Raw genomic sequence first — 15,029 nt, forward strand, 5'->3', positions numbered from 1 at the left:
CTGCGGAAAAGACCGGCCGCCTGGAGGGGGCTGGCGGCCCGCTGCGGCTGCCGCCGCCCCTGGCCCGGGACCGTCTTTCGGCCGGGGCCCCGGGAAAACCCCGGGGCGCCGCGAGCTCAGTTGCGCCTGAGGTCTTCGAACTCCTCGGTGGGGCAGCAGTAGTAGTCGTGGTTGCACCAGATCATCACCCGCTCACCGGGGGCGGGTGGTTCGCAGCCGTCGATGGCGTACTGGTGGTTGTCGCACAAAACGGTGCCGTCGGGCTGTACGGTCGCCAGGTACCGCCCGTAGAAAAGCGGGGTCAGGGCGGGCGGATGGATCTCCTTGAGCTCGATTAGGTGGTAGACGTGCATGCTTTCCTCCCGCCGCGCGGTAAGTGGCCGGGGAACCGGCGCAAGCTGCGCGACATCGGAAAAGCTCACAGCCAACTTCGTGCCAGCGCTAAGACCCTTATTTCATGAGAATTGCCGGGCGACATCAGGGGGGGGCTGTGCAAGGTTCGTGCAGGCGCAGTCCAGATTATGCTCTTTTCCCCGAGGGACGGGGACGCCGGGGCTGGGGCTTGGAGAGATAGGGGGTGGCGGGGGTTGGGTCGGCCGCAGCGGGGGGCGGAAGGCCCGCCTGCTTCTGGGCCCGCTTGTCGGCGTACATGCGCTGGTCGGCGAGACAGAGGGCTCCCTTGAGCTCGTGGCGGCTCGTGGCCACCGCGGAACCAAGCGCCACGGAGAGCGCCGGCGCCTCCTTACGGCCGCGACGCCGGTTGTCCCGGGCGATGAGGTCACGGATGCGCTCCAGCGAGGCCGCGAGCGCCTCCTCCCCGGCTCCCGCCATGACCACGGCAAATTCGTCGCCGCCGATGCGGGCCACCGCATCCGCCCCGCGGAAGGCCCCCTTGAGGACCTCGGCGGCGCGCTGGATCAGCCGGTCGCCGGCCGCGTGCCCCAAGAGGTCGTTGACCTCCTTGAGCCCGTTGAGATCCGCCACGACGATCCCGGCCGGAAAACAGCGCCCGGCCGCCACGCGGGCGAGCTCGGTGTCGAAGTAGGAGCGGTTGTACAGACCGGTCAGGCTGTCGTGGGTGCTCAGGTGCACCAGCGCGGCGCAGGCCTCCTGGAGGCTCTCCACCATGCTGTTGAAGGAGCTCGAGAAGTCGCCGAAGAAGTCGATGCGCTGGTTCAGGTCCCCCTGGGCTATCTGCTTGGTCTGCCAGGTGAGGTGGCGCAGGTTCGCGTTCAACGTCTTCAGGCTACCCGCCAGCATCCCCTTCAACTCGCCGTAGTTGTTGGAGAAGTCCCCCCGGGAGATATCCATGGCGAACTGATAGCAGCCGGTGAGGTGGCCGGTGAGCGCCCGCAACTCGGCGGCGTACTCGCAATCCTCCGGGATCAGGGTGGGGATACGCCCCTCGGCGAGGGCCACCAACAATAGCCGGGTCCGCTCGTCCATGGCAGCTCCTAGGGGGCGGCCTGCGCCGAGAAACGGCAGGTCCTGTCCCCGGTGCACCAGCAGTCGACTTCCTTCACCACGAATTTGCGTGCGGTGAAGCTCTCCATGAGGGCCGCGATGAACCCCTCGTCATAGGTGCAGATCTCGTGGTCCTTCACCGGAAGCCCCGAGCAGTCCAGGTCCTCGGAAAGGGTAACCACCAGCCGCCCCCCGGGGAGATCCATCTCCTCCATGCGCAGGATCCCCATCTTGAGCTCCTTCAAAAGGTACTGAAGCTTGGCCACGAACTGGTTCTGGTCGTGTACCGGCCCCAACAGGTTCGCGTAGAAGTGCCGGCCCGCCAGATACCCCGCCTCGTAGAAGATCCGGTCCGCCTGTTCCGTGCCGTAGGTCCGCTCCAGCGTGTCGCGGAAGCAGAACTGCATCAGCCGGTACACCTCAAGACGGGTCTGCGGCCCCAGGTTGGGACGCCCCAGTTCCAGGTCACCCAGGAGGTCCCAGGAGAATTCGTACTTGCGCTCGCTTTGCATCGGATTTTTCTCCTCGGTCAGCTCCCACCGTTGACTCTTCGGCAGTCGATGCATAAAACTTTAAGTCTATTGACATTAACAATGACGAATCTTGAATAAATATCGGTGTTACTGGCAAAGTGCCGTGAAAGTATGTCCTACATTGCCACACAGGGGACTCCATGATAAGTCTACCATCAAAAAATCGCATTGCCTGTTATAATATTCCCAACGGATAATGAGTATATTGGGAATTCCGTAAACAATATCGGGCCCTGACAATTTACTACATTAGCCACTTGACACAGAGACCGTTTCCGACATATTAAGACAGGAAATGTTATCAACAAGGACCGATACCGAAACAGGGAGCCCGCGCAGCCCGGCGCGACTGGCTGCTTCACCCGGCCAGCCAGCCGCGCACCGGTTCCCGATGTTTTTTTAATTCAGCCGTTATCAGAAGTCGGCCCGGCACCGGGTCCGGCGGCAAAGGATGCACGAAGCTCGATGTCCAAACAAGGTCCCGCCCAGCCACCAACCGCCCGAGAACCGCTTCCCACCGACGAACTGCTGGAGCAGGTCATGCTCGAACAGCAGCTGCTCCTGGAGGCGCTGGAACAAAGCCGGGAGCGCGCCTTCGCCCGCAACCTTGAGCTGGTGGCCCGCCAAAGAGCCCTCGAGGAAGACATGCTGCGCCAGCTCACCGAACGGCAGCTCACCGAGTCCCGGCTGGCAGCCTCGCGCCGGCAGCTGGCCAGCCTCGCCGCGGAGCTGAACCTGTGCGACGAGCGTGCCCGGCGCCAGATCGCCCGCCAGCTGCACGACCAGGTGGTGCAGCGCCTGGCACTGGGGAAGATCAAGCTCGACCTCGCCCTTAAGAAAAAGCTGCTCCCGGAGAGCCCGGCCCTCAAGGAACTGGTCGAGATACTCCAGGATTCCATGGCCGACCTGAGAGATTTAAGCTTCGAGCTGAGCCCGCCGATCCTCTATGAATTGGGACTGCGGGCCACCCTGGACAGCCTGGGGAGCCGGCTGGCCCGGGAGCACGGCTTTGCCTTCGAATTTGTGGGGGCCCACGCCGAACCGAACCTGGGCGAGGAGCTCAAAATCGTCCTGTACCAGATCGCCCGCGAGCTGCTCATCAACGTGGTGAAGCACGCCCGGGCCGCGCGGGTGAGCGTCGAACTGGAGCAGCACGAGGACCGGGTGCGCCTCAAGGTGAGCGACGACGGCGTCGGCTTCGAGCGGGGACGCCTCGGCACGGGCTTTGGGTTGAGCAGCGCCCGGCAGCGCGTGGAGCTCATGGGCGGGGAGCTCACGGTAACGAGCGCTCCCGGTGCCGGGTGCCGCATCGAGCTCCTTTTGCCCACCGGAACTGAAGAGATCGGAAGGCCCTGGGGGGTGCCATGAGTATCGAAGTCATCATAGCCGACGATCACCTGATTCTGCGCGAGGGGCTCAAGGCGCTGCTCGCCGCGGAGAGCGACATCCGCGTGGTGGGCGAGGCGGACAACGGCGCCGATGCGATCGACCTGGTCCGCACCCTGCGCCCCCGGGTGCTGGTGGTGGACATCACCATGGAGGGGATGAACGGGCTCGAGGTGACCCGCCGGGTGAGCGAGTCCGCCTTGGGGGTGTCCGTCATCGTCCTGAGCATGCACGACGACAAGCACTACGTAGCCGAGGCCTTGCGTGCCGGCGCCAAGGGGTTCGTCCTGAAGAGCGGGGCCTGCGCGGAATTGGTCGGCGCCATCCGGGCCGCAGCGGCCAACCGGCGCTACCTGAGCCCCTCGCTGTACGGGGTCCTGATCCCGCTGGTCGAGTCCCCCGCCCCCCCTCCCCTGTCGCGGCGCGAACAGCAGGTGCTGGTCGCCCTGGCCGAGGGGAAGTGCATCAAGGAGATCGCCTTCGCCCTCAACATCGGGACCAAGACCGTGGAAACCTACCGGCACAACCTGATGAAGAAACTGAAACTCGCAAACCTGGCCGAGCTCACCAAGCACGCCATCCGCAGCGGCCTGGTCTCCCTGAGCTAACGGGGCTCGCGCCTTTCCCTGGGGGGAGCCCGGCGCCCCCCGACACCCCGCTCCAATTCCTGCCCCGGCGTCCGGCATTCACAACATCAAGCAAGCGTTTGGAAGACACGGCCGCCAAGCGGCAGACCGCACCCACCTCGGAGATCGGCTGCAACAACCTGCAGATGACCGGCGTGGTACAGGAGACCGCGCGTGGCGCGCAGACCTCTGCCTAGGCGGCAACGGAGCGCTTCTTTTTGGCCGAGGACCTGCAGAATGTGGTGGGGAACTTCAGACTGTAAGGGGGCGGGGGTTACTTTACCAGGGCGAGCACCAGGGCGGCAGCGGCAAAGCCGATGGCGAAGCCGGAGAGCTTGGAGAGCAGCGAGACCCGTGCGGCGAGCTGTTTTAACTGCAAGGTGGTACGCAAGAGGTCGGCGGAGAGGCGGGCATTCTCCTCGGCGAGCGCGTGCAGCTGGTCGTCGAGGGATCTCTGGGCGGCTTCGCCGGCGCGGGTCCGCAACTTGACCCGGTCCAGCACGTCGACCACGAGCGGGGCGTTTTGCACCACCTTGGACCAGGGGATGCGGGTGGCAGCCTGCCTGAGAACACTCCATACCATTCCAATACCCACGTCAGCCTCCGGAAACCTGTTGGTTGATCGGCACGCCAAGGCCTCTGAGTCAGTCAGACCCAGGGGCCTTGGTGCAACAGGCTCCAGTATGACATGGATAGTTGCTTATTCAACAGACCCTGTGAGAGTCAGCGGCACTCCGCCTCGATCTTGTAGCCGAAGCCGCGCACCGTCTTGATCATCTCGCCCGCCTCGCCCATCTTGGTGCGCAACCGGGTGACGTGGGTATCCACGGTCCGGGTGTCCTCGACGAAGTTGTAGCCCCAGACATCGCGCAACAAAACGTCGCGGCTTTGCACCCGTCCCAGCCGTTTGACCAGCGTGAGCAGCAGTTTGAACTCCGTGGTCGTGAAGCTGATCTCGGTGCCGCTGATGGTCACCTGGTGCCGCTCCGTGTCGATACTCAGAGGTCCCACCATGAGCACCGGCCCCTCGCTCGCCACCCCGGCGCTGCGGCGCAGTACCGCCTTCACCCGCAGGAGGAGTTCGCGGGTGGAGAACGGCTTCACCACGTAGTCTTCGGCCCCCACCTCGAACCCCACCACCTTGTCGATCTCCTCCCCCTTGGCGGTCAGCATGATGACCGGGATGCGCTGCGTCGACTCGTTTTTCTTCAGGAGCTTGCAGACCTCGGTCCCCAAAAGCCCCGGGAGCATCAGGTCGAGCAGGATCAGGTCCGGCAGGATGCCGCGCGCCGCCTCAAGCCCCTTGATCCCGTCACCGGCGACTTCGGTGCGGTAACCCTCCTTCTCCAGGTGGAAGGCGAGCAGCTCCGCCAGGTCCTGCTCGTCCTCTATTATCAGTACCGTTTGCATGGGTCTCCTCGGCAGGAAAATTTAGCGTCCGTTGCCTTCATACAACTTGTTTGTGAAGAACGCGTTACAGCGAGGTAAAAACTTGCCGAACTCCCGGCAGCCAGCGGCTCGCGCAAGGGGCGCCGGGGCTCTTCAGGAAACCTTCAGCCAGCCGTTACCGGATCGTAACAAACCCCCGCTACCATGCCTCCCAGTGCCGGACCGGGTTTCGGCACAAGGACAGCAAGCGAAGGAGATCACATGTTTACAGCAGCACGACTCGCCCGTACCGTCATCGCCGCCCTGCTTTTGGTGGCCGCCGGCATCTGCCAGGCCCGCGCCGAGGTTCCCCTTACCGGGGCAGGCGCGACCTTCCCCTACCCCTTGTACCAGAAGTGGTTCAAGGATTACGCCTCGATCGATCCCGAGGTCCGCTTCAGCTACCAGGCGATCGGCAGCGGCGGCGGGATCAGGGAGATCCTGGCCGGCAGCGTCGACTTCGGCGCGAGCGACAAGTACCTCACCGACGAGGAGCTGAAGAAGGCCCCGGCAAAACTGCTGCACATCCCGACGGTGCTCGGTGCCGTAGCGGTCTCTTACCACCTCCCCGGGGTGGCCGGCACCCTTAAGCTCACCCCGGACACCCTGGGCGCCATCTTCATGGGGACCATCGGGAGCTGGAACGACCCGCGCCTTTTGCGCGACAACCCGGGCCTCGCACTCCCCGACCAGCCGATCGTGGTGGTGCACCGCTCCGATGCGAGCGGCACCACGAGCATCTTCACCGACTACCTGAGCCGGGTGAACGAGCTGTGGGGCGCCACCCTCGGCAGCGGCACCAGCGTCCCCTTCCCGGTGGGAGTCGGCGCCAAGGGGAGCAGCGAGGTGGTGCAGCAGATCAAGGAGACGCCGTACAGCATAGGCTACCTGGAGATCGCCTACGCCGTAGAGCACGGGCTTGCCACCGCGGCGCTGAAAAACCGCAGCGGCGTCTTCGTCAAGCCGACCATGCTCTCGACCCGGGCCGCTGCCGCGCACCTGAAGAAGGTCAGCGGCGACCACCGGGTCTCGCTGGTGAACCGGAGCGGCAGGGAGGTCTATCCCATCGTGGGGCTCACCTGGCTCTTGGTCTACCAGCGCCAAAAGGACGCCGAAAAGGGGAAGAAACTGGTGGAGTTCCTGAACTGGGAGCTCAGAAAGGCCGAGAAGATGACCTCGACCCTGTACTACACGCCGCTCCCCAAGAACCTCGCCGACGAGGTGGAGAAGACCATCAGGAGCATCACCTGGTAAACCGAAGGCCGGTGGGGTGCGCCGCCCGCGTGCGACGCACCCGCACCCCGCCCCGCCCCGCCTTTCCCCTTCTCTCCCGCAATCCCCCTCACGGACCTGGCAACAGCGCAGCTTTTCCGGGCCAGGAGAGCCTGCCGTCAGAACCTCGGCGCACTGTCGGAAGATATCAGCACTATCGGTGTCGATATTCACAGAGTTGTAACATTGCCGTGATAGAGTCTTGGCTTAAGGCATTGGATGCTGATTCAGCAGCCGCCCAATATTAATACTATCCAACGCACCCGGACAACCGTTTCCGTTCCGGCACCGTCAGGCTTCCGTTCAGTACCTGGTGCCCATTGAGAGAGACCCACGGAGGGGAGGATCTATGAACAACCGAAACCACGTACGCTACGGCTCCGAACAGCTACCCGTCAGCTACCGGAAAGTCACCCTGTCCTGGCGGGGAGGCCTGGAAGATAGCTATGTCGCCAACTACTCCGCCCACGGCATCACCCTGGTGATCCCGCCCCTGGCGCACCCGCTGGAAGTTCCGGTCGAGAACGATGCGGTCCGGGTCCAGTTGCCGGTCGACCGGACATGGTTCGCCGGCAGGTGCGTCCACTGCCACCTTGAGGCCGACGGTTCGCTCAGCATGGGGATCCATTTCGACGACCCGGCGGACCAGGAGTCCCTGCAGGCCCTGCTTTTCAGCGCGCTCAAGGTACCCGAGCACTCCTTCATCAGCTACGAATGGGAGGAACTGGTCGGCAAGCTGTGCAACTCGGACGACCCGAAACTCAAGCAGCTGGGGATGCACCACCTGGCCCGGCTGCGCGCCCGCCAGGGAGAACTCCAGCTCGTTTAGTCCCCCACCCGGCCCACAGCCGGCAAAAAGCCTCTTGACAACCGCGACAGGTTGGGTCTAATAGCCCGAGTCCTTTTGCGGGGAGCCTGAGAGGCTGCGCCCTTGCCGCCCGCCCCCGCACCCAACCAGAGCCGGTACCCCCGGCTCTTATTGCTTCGGAAAATAAACACGTCACCTCACCAGGTACCGCCCACCTTCCGGGGAGCCGCCCTCTGCCCTCCGGGGCGAGCGGGACCTTACGCGCGGTTCCGCCCGGGCGGCGCGGACCGTTTCCAAGGAGGCAGCCATGCCCTTTATCCGCATCGATATCGCCAGCAAGCTCAGCAAGGACCAAAAGGCCCTCCTTTCCCAGAGGATGACCGACGCCATCGTGGAGATCGCCGGTGCGCCCCGGCAGGCGACCTACGTGATCATCAACGAACTGGAGCGCGACGACATCGCCCAGGGGGGGACCCTGATCTCCGACCGGGCCTGAAGAGGCGCACTCGCGCGTCACAACCGAAGGGGGGAACCTAGATGGAGACGAGATTCCAAGCGTTGGTGGTGGAAAAGACCCAGGACCAGAAGTTTGAGCGCAGCATCAAGGAGCGCTCCATCGACGACCTGCCGCCGGGCGAGCTGCTCGTCCGGGTGCGTTACTCCTCGCTCAACTACAAGGATGCCCTCTCGGCAACCGGCCACCCCGGCGTCACGCGGAACTTCCCGCACACCCCGGGGATCGACGCCGCCGGAGAGGTGGTTTCTGCAAGCGACGGAAGCTTTCAGCCGGGGGCTGCGGTGATCGTCACCGGCTACGACCTCGGGATGGAGACCGACGGCGGGTACGCCCAGTACATCCGCATCCCCTCGGCCTGGGCGGTGCCGCTCCCCGAGGGGCTCACCCTGCGCGAGAGCATGGCGCTCGGGACCGCGGGGTTCACCGCGGCGCTCTCGGTGCTGAGCCTGGTCAAGGCGGGGGTCCGGCCCGAACAGGGGGACGTCCTGGTGACTGGGGCGACCGGCGGGGTGGGGAGCATCGCGGTCTCCATCCTGGCGCGCGCCGGCTACCGGGTGGTGGCCGCCACCGGGAAAACCACCGAGGAGTCCTTCCTCTACGGCCTGGGGGCTGCCGAGGTGCTCCCGCGTGAGCAGGTGATCGCGGGGGGGGAGCGGCCGCTTATGAAGGAGCGCTGGGCCGGGGTGGTGGACGTGGCGGGTGGACCCACCCTCGCCGCCGCGCTCAAGGCGACCCGCTACGGCGGCTGCGTCACCTGCTGCGGGTTGGTCTCCTCCCCGGAATTGACCCTCAACGTCTACCCCTTCATCCTGCGTGGGGTGAGCCTGCAGGGGATCGACTCGGTGCAGTGTCCGGCGCCTTTGCGCCGCGAGGTGTGGGGGAAACTCGCCGGGGAGTGGAAGCCGCCCAAGCTCGAGGAGCTCAGCTGCGAGGTGGAGCTGAACGCCCTGGAGCGCGAGATCCAGGCGATCCTCGCGGGGGCGCTGCGCGGGCGGGTGGTGGTCAGGCTCCCGTGACCCGAGATCACGGACGGGAGCACCATTAAACATCAAGGAGAACACGATGAAACAGTCCCTCGGGGCGAAGACCCTGCTCTTTCCTACGCCGGTCCTTCTGGTCGGCACCTACGACAAGGACGGCAAGCCGAACCTGATGAACGCGGCCTGGGGCGGCATCTGCAACTCGCAGCCCCCAAGCGTCGCGGTCTCGCTGCGCAAGGCCACCTACTCCTACGCGGCGATCCTGGAGCGCCAGGCCTTCACCATCAACATCCCCGGCGAGGCGCAGATGCAGGCCGCGGACTACGTGGGGATCGTCTCGGGGCGCGACGGGGACAAGTTCGCCGCCACCGGACTTACCCCGGTGAAGAGCGAGCTGGTCGACGCCCCTTTCGCGGCCGAGATCCCCTTCGTGCTCGAGTGCCGGCTGGTGCACCACTTCGAGCTCGGGCTGCACACCCAGTTCGTAGGCGAGATCGTCGACGTGAAGGCGGACCCCTCGGTGCTTGCGGCCGACGGGCTCCCCGACATCCTCAAGCTGAAGCCGATGCTCTTCGACACCGCCCACCGCGGCTACTACGGCGTGGGGGCCTTCCTGGGGCAGGCCTTCTCGGTCGGGAAGAAGTAACAAAAAAAGGGGCGCCTCACTGGCGCCCCTTTTTGCTTTTTGCCTCTTGCCTCTAGAACCGGTTACACCCGATGTTCAGCGATTTTCCGCAGCGTCCCTGAAGCGGTCCGGGAAGCGGCCCCTCGTCTAGGCGCTGCGCGGGCTCTCCCCGATCACCCTGCGGATCAGCTCCAGGGTCTCGCGGAAATCGATCGGCTTGGAGAGGTAGTTGTCCATGCCGGCCACCCGGCACTTCTCCTGGTCCTCCTTCGAGGCGTGCGCGGTCATGGCCACCACCGGGGTATGCCCCCCCGCGAGCCTTTCCCGCTCCCGGATCCGCTCGACCGCCTGGAAACCGTTCAGGCGCGGCATCTGCACGTCCATGAGCACCAGGTCGTAGCTCCCCGCCCCCCACATCTCAACCGCCTTTTCGCCGTCCTCCGCGAAGTGCACCTCGAAGTTGGCGCGCTCGAGCATCACCTTCAGGCACTGCCGGATCACCCCGTCGTCCTCGGCGACCAAAAGCCGCCCGCCCGGCTCTCCCTTGGGAAGGGGCCTGGGGACCGGTGCCGGCGCGGCCTCCACCCGGCAGGCGGCGCGCTGTTCCGGGCTCACCTCCTTGAGCGGGAGCGTCACCAGGAACCGGCTCCCCTTCCCCGGTTCGCTCTCCACCTCGATGGTCCCCCCGAGCCTTTCCACGATGTCCTTGCTGATGGCGAGCCCCAGGCCGGTCCCGCCGTACCTGCGCGAATGCGAGACGTCGAGCTGGGTGAAGGGCTGGAAGAGCTCCCGCCGGCTCTCGGGGGGGATCCCGATCCCGGTGTCGATCACCAAAAAGCGCAGCTCCCGCCCCGCCGCGCAGCGCCCCACCCCTACCTCGAGCGCCACCCTCCCCTTTTCGGTGAACTTCACCGCGTTGCTGGTGAGGTTGGTGAGCACCTGCACCAGGCGCACCTGGTCGCCCAGCACCAGCGCGGGGAGTTCGGGAGCGAAGGAGAAGTCAAGGTCGATCCGCTTGGCGTGGGCGGTCGGCCGCAGGGTGTTCACCATGTTTTCCAGGCAGCCGCGCAGGGCAAAGGGTTCCTCCACGAGGGAGAACTTGCCGGCCTGGATCTTGGTGAGGTCCAGGATGTCGTTCAGGATGCGCAGCAGCGAGCGGGCCGAGGTGCAGGCGGTCTTAAGGTAGCCGCGCTGTTCCGGGTCGAGCGGACCGTCCAGGATCAGGTCGAACATGCCGAGGAGCCCGGTCATCGGGGTGCGCAGCTCGTGGCTCATGTTGGCCAGGAACTGGCTCTTGGCCTCGTTGGCGGCCTCGGCAGCCTCCTTGGCCTTAAGCACCCGGTCCTCGTCGGCCTTGCGCTCCAGGGCGATGGCAACCTGGTCCGCCACCGCCTTCATCAGCAAGAGCTCGTCCTCGGTGAACGTGGTGCGGCTGCGGGTGCCGAAGGAGAGGGTCCCCAGGGTGCGTCCCTGGGAGATCAGCGGATGGCAGGCGTAGGCCTGGATCCCGTAGGAGCGCACCAGGTCGACCCGCGGGTCCGCGGTGACCGCGATCTCCTCGACCACCACACGGCAGGCGTCGCGCGCCACGCAGCCGCAGACGGCGACGCCGTATTCGAGCCACTCGATGTTCTGCTGCTCCGCGGCATCGATCCCGGCGCAGGCGTTGAGGTGCAGGCGCCCGGCCTCCGCGTCGACCAGGTAGTTGAAGAAGGCGTCGCATTCCAAAAAGGACATCACCCTGCTGCAGAGTTCCTCGATGATCTCCTGGGGGGAGTCGCTGGCCAAAAGCCGGCTGGCGGTGTCGGCCAAGAGGTCGAGGCGCTGGGAGAGCTTGCGCAGGTGCTGCCCCGCGGCAACCGCCAGGCGCCGGGCGACCTCGGCGTCCTCCATCATGTCGAGGGCGGCGCGCTGCGACTCGATGAGCGAGGCGTTGGCGTTTTGCAGCTCGAGGGTCCTCTCGCCTACCCGCCGCTCCAGCCCCTCGTTGAGGGTTTGCAGCACCTCCTGTGCGGTGGTAAGTTCCCGGGTGCGTTCCTCGACCCGCAACTCCAGCTCGTGGCGGTGGGCCCTCAGTTCCTCCTGGTAGCGCCGGCGCTCGGTCACGTCGGTCTGCACGCCGTCCCAGATGGTCCGCCCGTCCGGCAAGCGGCGCGGCCGCGAGTGGAGCTGCATCCAGCGCAGCTCGCCGTCGGGCCTCAGCATGGGGACCTCCATGTCGAGGTCGCTCAGTTCTTCGGCCGAAATCCGCTCCGCGTCGAGAAGTTGCGCGTAGTATTCGGGGAGCACCTGGCCGTGGAGCATCTGCGGGTCGGCCAAAAGCGCCGCGGCCGAAACCCCGTTTAGCCGCTCGATCCCGGCGCTTATGTAGAGAAAACGGACCGTGCCGTCCGGGTTGTGGGTGTACTGGTAGACGGCCGATTCGGGGAGGTTGTCCCCCAGAAGGCGCAGGCGCTCCTCGCTCTCCTTCAGGGCATCCTCGCTGCGCTTCATCTCGGTGATGTCGTTGAAGAGGATCGCCACGCGGCGGCTCTCGGGAGCGCCGACCCGGTAGGCGCTTACGTCGAAGTAGCGGTCCAGGGCACGGGCGTAGTTCACGGTGTGCACGGCCTCCCCGGTCAGCGCGATGCCGCCGTAGAGCTCGTACCAGTACTCCTCGTTGTCCGGAGCGATCTCGCGCATCGGCCTGCCGCGCACCCCGCTAAGCCCGGTGAGCCGCTCGAAGGCCGGGTTGGTCTCCAGGAAACGGTAGTCGACGGGATGCAGCTCGCCGTCGAAGAGCACCTCGATGATGCAGAACCCCTCGGTGAGCGAATCGAAGAGCATCCGGTAGCGCTCCTCGCTTTCACGCAGCGACTCCCGGGCCGCCAGGTGGTCCGCTACCTCCTTTTTGAGCTCGACCACCGCCAGGTTCAGCTGTTCGGTGCGCTCATCCACCAGCTCGCGCAGGTGTTCCCGGCTGTGCCGGTAGCGTCCGGCAACGAGGCTCATGAAGATACCCATCCCGAGGAACAGGGCGATGCTTAGCAGGTCGCGCACCGAGTCGACATCGAAGGAGAAATGGGGAGCGAGATAATAGAAGCTGACGATGCAGGCGGAGGCCAGGGTGGCGGCGACGCCGGGGCCCGGTCCGCCGACCAAGGCCGCGATCATCACGGCAGGATAGAAGGTGAAGAAAGGGGGAAGCCCGCCGCCGACCAGGTGCATCAGGGCGTAGCGCAAAAGGACAGCAAGGGTGACCAGTGCCACGGCTCCGGAATACCGGAAGAGTTTGTACTGGCTAGAGCTCATGGTTCTCCTCGGGCTGCAGCAGCGTCGCGACTACTTGTTAGGAAGCTACGGTTCGCGCTGCCGATCGTTGGGGTCAGGCGCACCATCCACCCGTCGAGCGCTTTAGGGAAAGCCTTGGGATCTATAGCACATTTGGGGGCGCAACCGATACAGGAAAAGTCTAAATGAGGCGCGGAGCATATGGACGACGCGACTTTCTTTACACCGCGTCCCTATTGCTTCCACATTTACCCGGTACAAAGGTCGCACGTTTCACCTCTTGAACTTTGGGCGCCTTCGGGTGCCCTTTTTTTTGATCGGGGGCGGCGGGATTAGGTAGGTAACCGTGCTGCGCCCGGGCGGTCCGGTTCAAAATCAATTTCGACAAACGCAAAAACAGTTTGACACGGCGGCGCTGGCGGTGATATTGATTCGATATACATCGAATTGGAGGCAACACCGTGAAAAGCGAACAGAGCATCGCCATCTTGAAGGCACTGGCGGATCAATCGCGGCTGGCGATCGTCAACTCGCTGTTGGAGCGCCCCCAGTACGTCGAGGAGATCGCCAGGCGCCACGCCCTGGCCCCCTCTACCGTATCGTTCCACCTGCGCAAGTTGGAGCAGGCCGGGCTGATCAGCACGCGCCGCGAGCAGTACTACCAGGTCATCGAGCCGAACCTGGCCATCTTCAACACCACGTTGCGCGAAATCGTCGCGGCGACGCCGGCGGCAAAGGAGCTGCAGGACGAGCGGATGGAGCAGTACCGGCGCAAGGTGCTCGATGCCTTCTTCGTGAACGGCACGTTGGAGAAGCTCCCGGCGCAGCACAAAAAACGGCTCATCGTACTGGAGCAGTTCGCCCTGCGCTTCGAGTTGGGCCGGCACTACTCGGAGACCGAGGTGACCGCCCTCATCGCGCCGCTCTTCGACGACTACTGCACCGTCCGGCGGCTCTTGGTGGACGAGGGGCTCATAAGGCGCGAGGCGGCGGAGTACTGGCGGGAACAGGAACTGAGTGCGCCGGGCGAATTGGCCGCAACGACAACGACAGGATCGCAAACCATGAACAACGAGAAGAAGCGGTCAGAGGTCAAGAGGGTCTACAAGCAGACGAGCACCCAGCCGGGGGTGTACCAGATCCGCAACAAGGCAAACGGCAAGCTCTTCATCGACAGCAGCACGAACCTCGAGGGGGCGCGCAACAGCCGCCTCTTCCAGCTCAAGATGGGGAGCGTCGTCTTCAACGAGGCGCTGAAACAGGAGCTGCAGCAGTTCGGCGCGGAGAACTTCGACTTCGAGGTGCTGGAGGTACTCAAGCCGGTGCAGCCGGGGGAGCAGGAGGGCCGGCTATTGGCGGACCTGGAGCTGCGCTGGCTGGAAAAGCTGCGGCCGTTTGGCGAGCGCGGTTACAACAGTGAGAAGTCCTTCGAGCGGGAAAAGGAGAAGCAGGCGAGACGTTCAGCTTCGAAGGACTGAAGCGGGATATTTTCAGGTACTAAAAAACCCGGCTACCGATCTGGCTGCCGGGTTTTTCTTTGCCATGCTCAACGGTACCGGTCGTGGCACTCCCCGCAGGTGGCCTCGAGCTTCCGGAAGGCGGGCCGGGCCGCGGCGAAGTCCCCCTTCTGGGAGAGACCGCGTACTTCGGTTGCCCGGTCCTCAAGCTGCTTGGCCAGTTTTACAAAGCCCTTTTTCTGCTTCACGTTACGGTGGGGGCGCGACACTTTCAGATCCGGGATGGCCGCGAGAATCTTGCCGGACTCCTTATCGGCAGCGGCAGCATCGCCTTTCTCCAGTGCCGTCTCGAGCTCTGCCGATGCCATCGAAAACATCGGCATCATGGCGTGCAGCTTCCGCATCTGGGGATCGTGTTCCATTCCGCCGTGGGCCCCGGTACCGTGGGCCGCGGCGACACCGCCGAGCGCGACGACTCCCAATGCTGCGCCTGCCAGAAAAAGACCTGCTCTCTTCATATTCATCCCCCGCATGATTGAGCTGAACCTGCCGCTCCACTATCTACCGCGTTAACGTCGCAATGGCAAGCCGCATCCCAAAAGATCGGGAGGAAGCCGCTCAGGAACGCCGAGCCACCGGGTGGTCGCACTGCAATCGAGGATT

15 protein-coding genes are annotated in these 15,029 nt (G+C 64.8%); 8 read left to right on the plus strand and 7 right to left on the minus strand.

From position 1 onward, the window contains the following. Positions 1-116: 116 nt before the first annotated feature. The 3 genes from GMST_RS03465 to GMST_RS03475 all read right to left on the minus strand — a co-directional run bounded on the left by GMST_RS03465 (position 117) and on the right by GMST_RS03475 (position 1,976). Positions 117-353 (minus strand): hypothetical protein, encoded by a 237-nt coding sequence (locus GMST_RS03465; RefSeq protein WP_183353210.1) that lies wholly within the window; start codon positions 351-353, stop codon positions 117-119. A 166-nt stretch (positions 354-519) separates the two neighbouring features. Beyond that, positions 520-1,446, minus strand: coding sequence for a GGDEF domain-containing protein (locus GMST_RS03470; RefSeq protein WP_183353211.1), 927 nt, complete (start codon positions 1,444-1,446; stop codon positions 520-522). 8 nt (positions 1,447-1,454) lie between these two features. After that, positions 1,455-1,976: a V4R domain-containing protein gene (locus GMST_RS03475; protein ID WP_183353212.1), complete on the minus strand. Its 522-nt coding sequence runs from the start codon at positions 1,974-1,976 to the stop codon at positions 1,455-1,457. Positions 1,977-2,462: 486 nt separating this feature from the next. On the opposite strand from GMST_RS03475, the gene GMST_RS03480 reads away from it, so the two are divergent. Both GMST_RS03480 and GMST_RS03485 read left to right on the plus strand, forming a co-directional pair. Then, complete coding sequence (locus GMST_RS03480; protein ID WP_183353213.1) at positions 2,463-3,365, plus strand: sensor histidine kinase; 903 nt, start codon at positions 2,463-2,465, stop codon at positions 3,363-3,365. Continuing rightward, positions 3,362-3,991: a response regulator gene (locus GMST_RS03485; RefSeq protein ID WP_183353214.1), complete on the plus strand. Its 630-nt coding sequence runs from the start codon at positions 3,362-3,364 to the stop codon at positions 3,989-3,991. Before GMST_RS03480 ends, GMST_RS03485 begins: the two co-directional genes overlap by 4 nt. Before the next feature lie 292 nt (positions 3,992-4,283). On the opposite strand, the gene GMST_RS03490 is transcribed toward GMST_RS03485, so the two are convergent. Further along, positions 4,284-4,604: a hypothetical protein gene (locus GMST_RS03490; protein WP_183353215.1), complete on the minus strand. Its 321-nt coding sequence runs from the start codon at positions 4,602-4,604 to the stop codon at positions 4,284-4,286. A gap of 128 nt (positions 4,605-4,732) precedes the next feature. Continuing rightward, positions 4,733-5,419 (minus strand): response regulator, encoded by a 687-nt coding sequence (locus GMST_RS03495; RefSeq protein ID WP_183353216.1) that lies wholly within the window; start codon positions 5,417-5,419, stop codon positions 4,733-4,735. Between the two features lie 240 nt (positions 5,420-5,659). Between GMST_RS03495 and pstS the strand changes: the two genes are divergently transcribed. The 5 genes from pstS to GMST_RS03520 all read left to right on the plus strand — a co-directional run bounded on the left by pstS (position 5,660) and on the right by GMST_RS03520 (position 9,660). Next, a complete protein-coding gene (pstS, locus tag GMST_RS03500) occupies positions 5,660-6,691 on the plus strand; it encodes a phosphate ABC transporter substrate-binding protein PstS (protein ID WP_183353217.1) in 1,032 nt (343 codons plus the stop codon). 367 nt (positions 6,692-7,058) lie between these two features. Then, positions 7,059-7,538: a PilZ domain-containing protein gene (locus GMST_RS03505; protein WP_183353218.1), complete on the plus strand. Its 480-nt coding sequence runs from the start codon at positions 7,059-7,061 to the stop codon at positions 7,536-7,538. Positions 7,539-7,824: 286 nt separating this feature from the next. Next, positions 7,825-8,013, plus strand: coding sequence for a tautomerase family protein (locus GMST_RS03510; protein ID WP_183353219.1), 189 nt, complete (start codon positions 7,825-7,827; stop codon positions 8,011-8,013). Positions 8,014-8,054: 41 nt separating this feature from the next. Then, positions 8,055-9,050: a YhdH/YhfP family quinone oxidoreductase gene (locus tag GMST_RS03515; RefSeq protein ID WP_183353220.1), complete on the plus strand. Its 996-nt coding sequence runs from the start codon at positions 8,055-8,057 to the stop codon at positions 9,048-9,050. Positions 9,051-9,096: 46 nt separating this feature from the next. Then, positions 9,097-9,660, plus strand: a complete 564-nt coding sequence (locus tag GMST_RS03520) for a flavin reductase family protein (protein ID WP_183353221.1) — start codon at positions 9,097-9,099, stop codon at positions 9,658-9,660. 126 nt (positions 9,661-9,786) lie between these two features. On the opposite strand, the gene GMST_RS03525 is transcribed toward GMST_RS03520, so the two are convergent. Continuing rightward, on the minus strand, positions 9,787-12,930 hold the full coding sequence (locus GMST_RS03525; protein WP_183353222.1) for an ATP-binding protein: 3,144 nt from the start codon (positions 12,928-12,930) through the stop codon (positions 9,787-9,789). A gap of 440 nt (positions 12,931-13,370) precedes the next feature. Between GMST_RS03525 and GMST_RS03530 the strand changes: the two genes are divergently transcribed. Next, positions 13,371-14,387, plus strand: coding sequence for a metalloregulator ArsR/SmtB family transcription factor (locus tag GMST_RS03530; RefSeq protein ID WP_183353223.1), 1,017 nt, complete (start codon positions 13,371-13,373; stop codon positions 14,385-14,387). A 68-nt stretch (positions 14,388-14,455) separates the two neighbouring features. Here GMST_RS03530 and GMST_RS03535 read toward each other — a convergent pair whose 3' ends face one another. Beyond that, complete coding sequence (locus GMST_RS03535) at positions 14,456-14,884, minus strand: cytochrome c (protein ID WP_183353224.1); 429 nt, start codon at positions 14,882-14,884, stop codon at positions 14,456-14,458. Positions 14,885-15,029: the final 145 nt, after the last annotated feature.

This window comes from Geomonas silvestris, from assembly GCF_014193515.1.
Taxonomy (GTDB): Bacteria; Desulfobacterota; Desulfuromonadia; order Geobacterales; family Geobacteraceae; genus Geomonas; species Geomonas silvestris.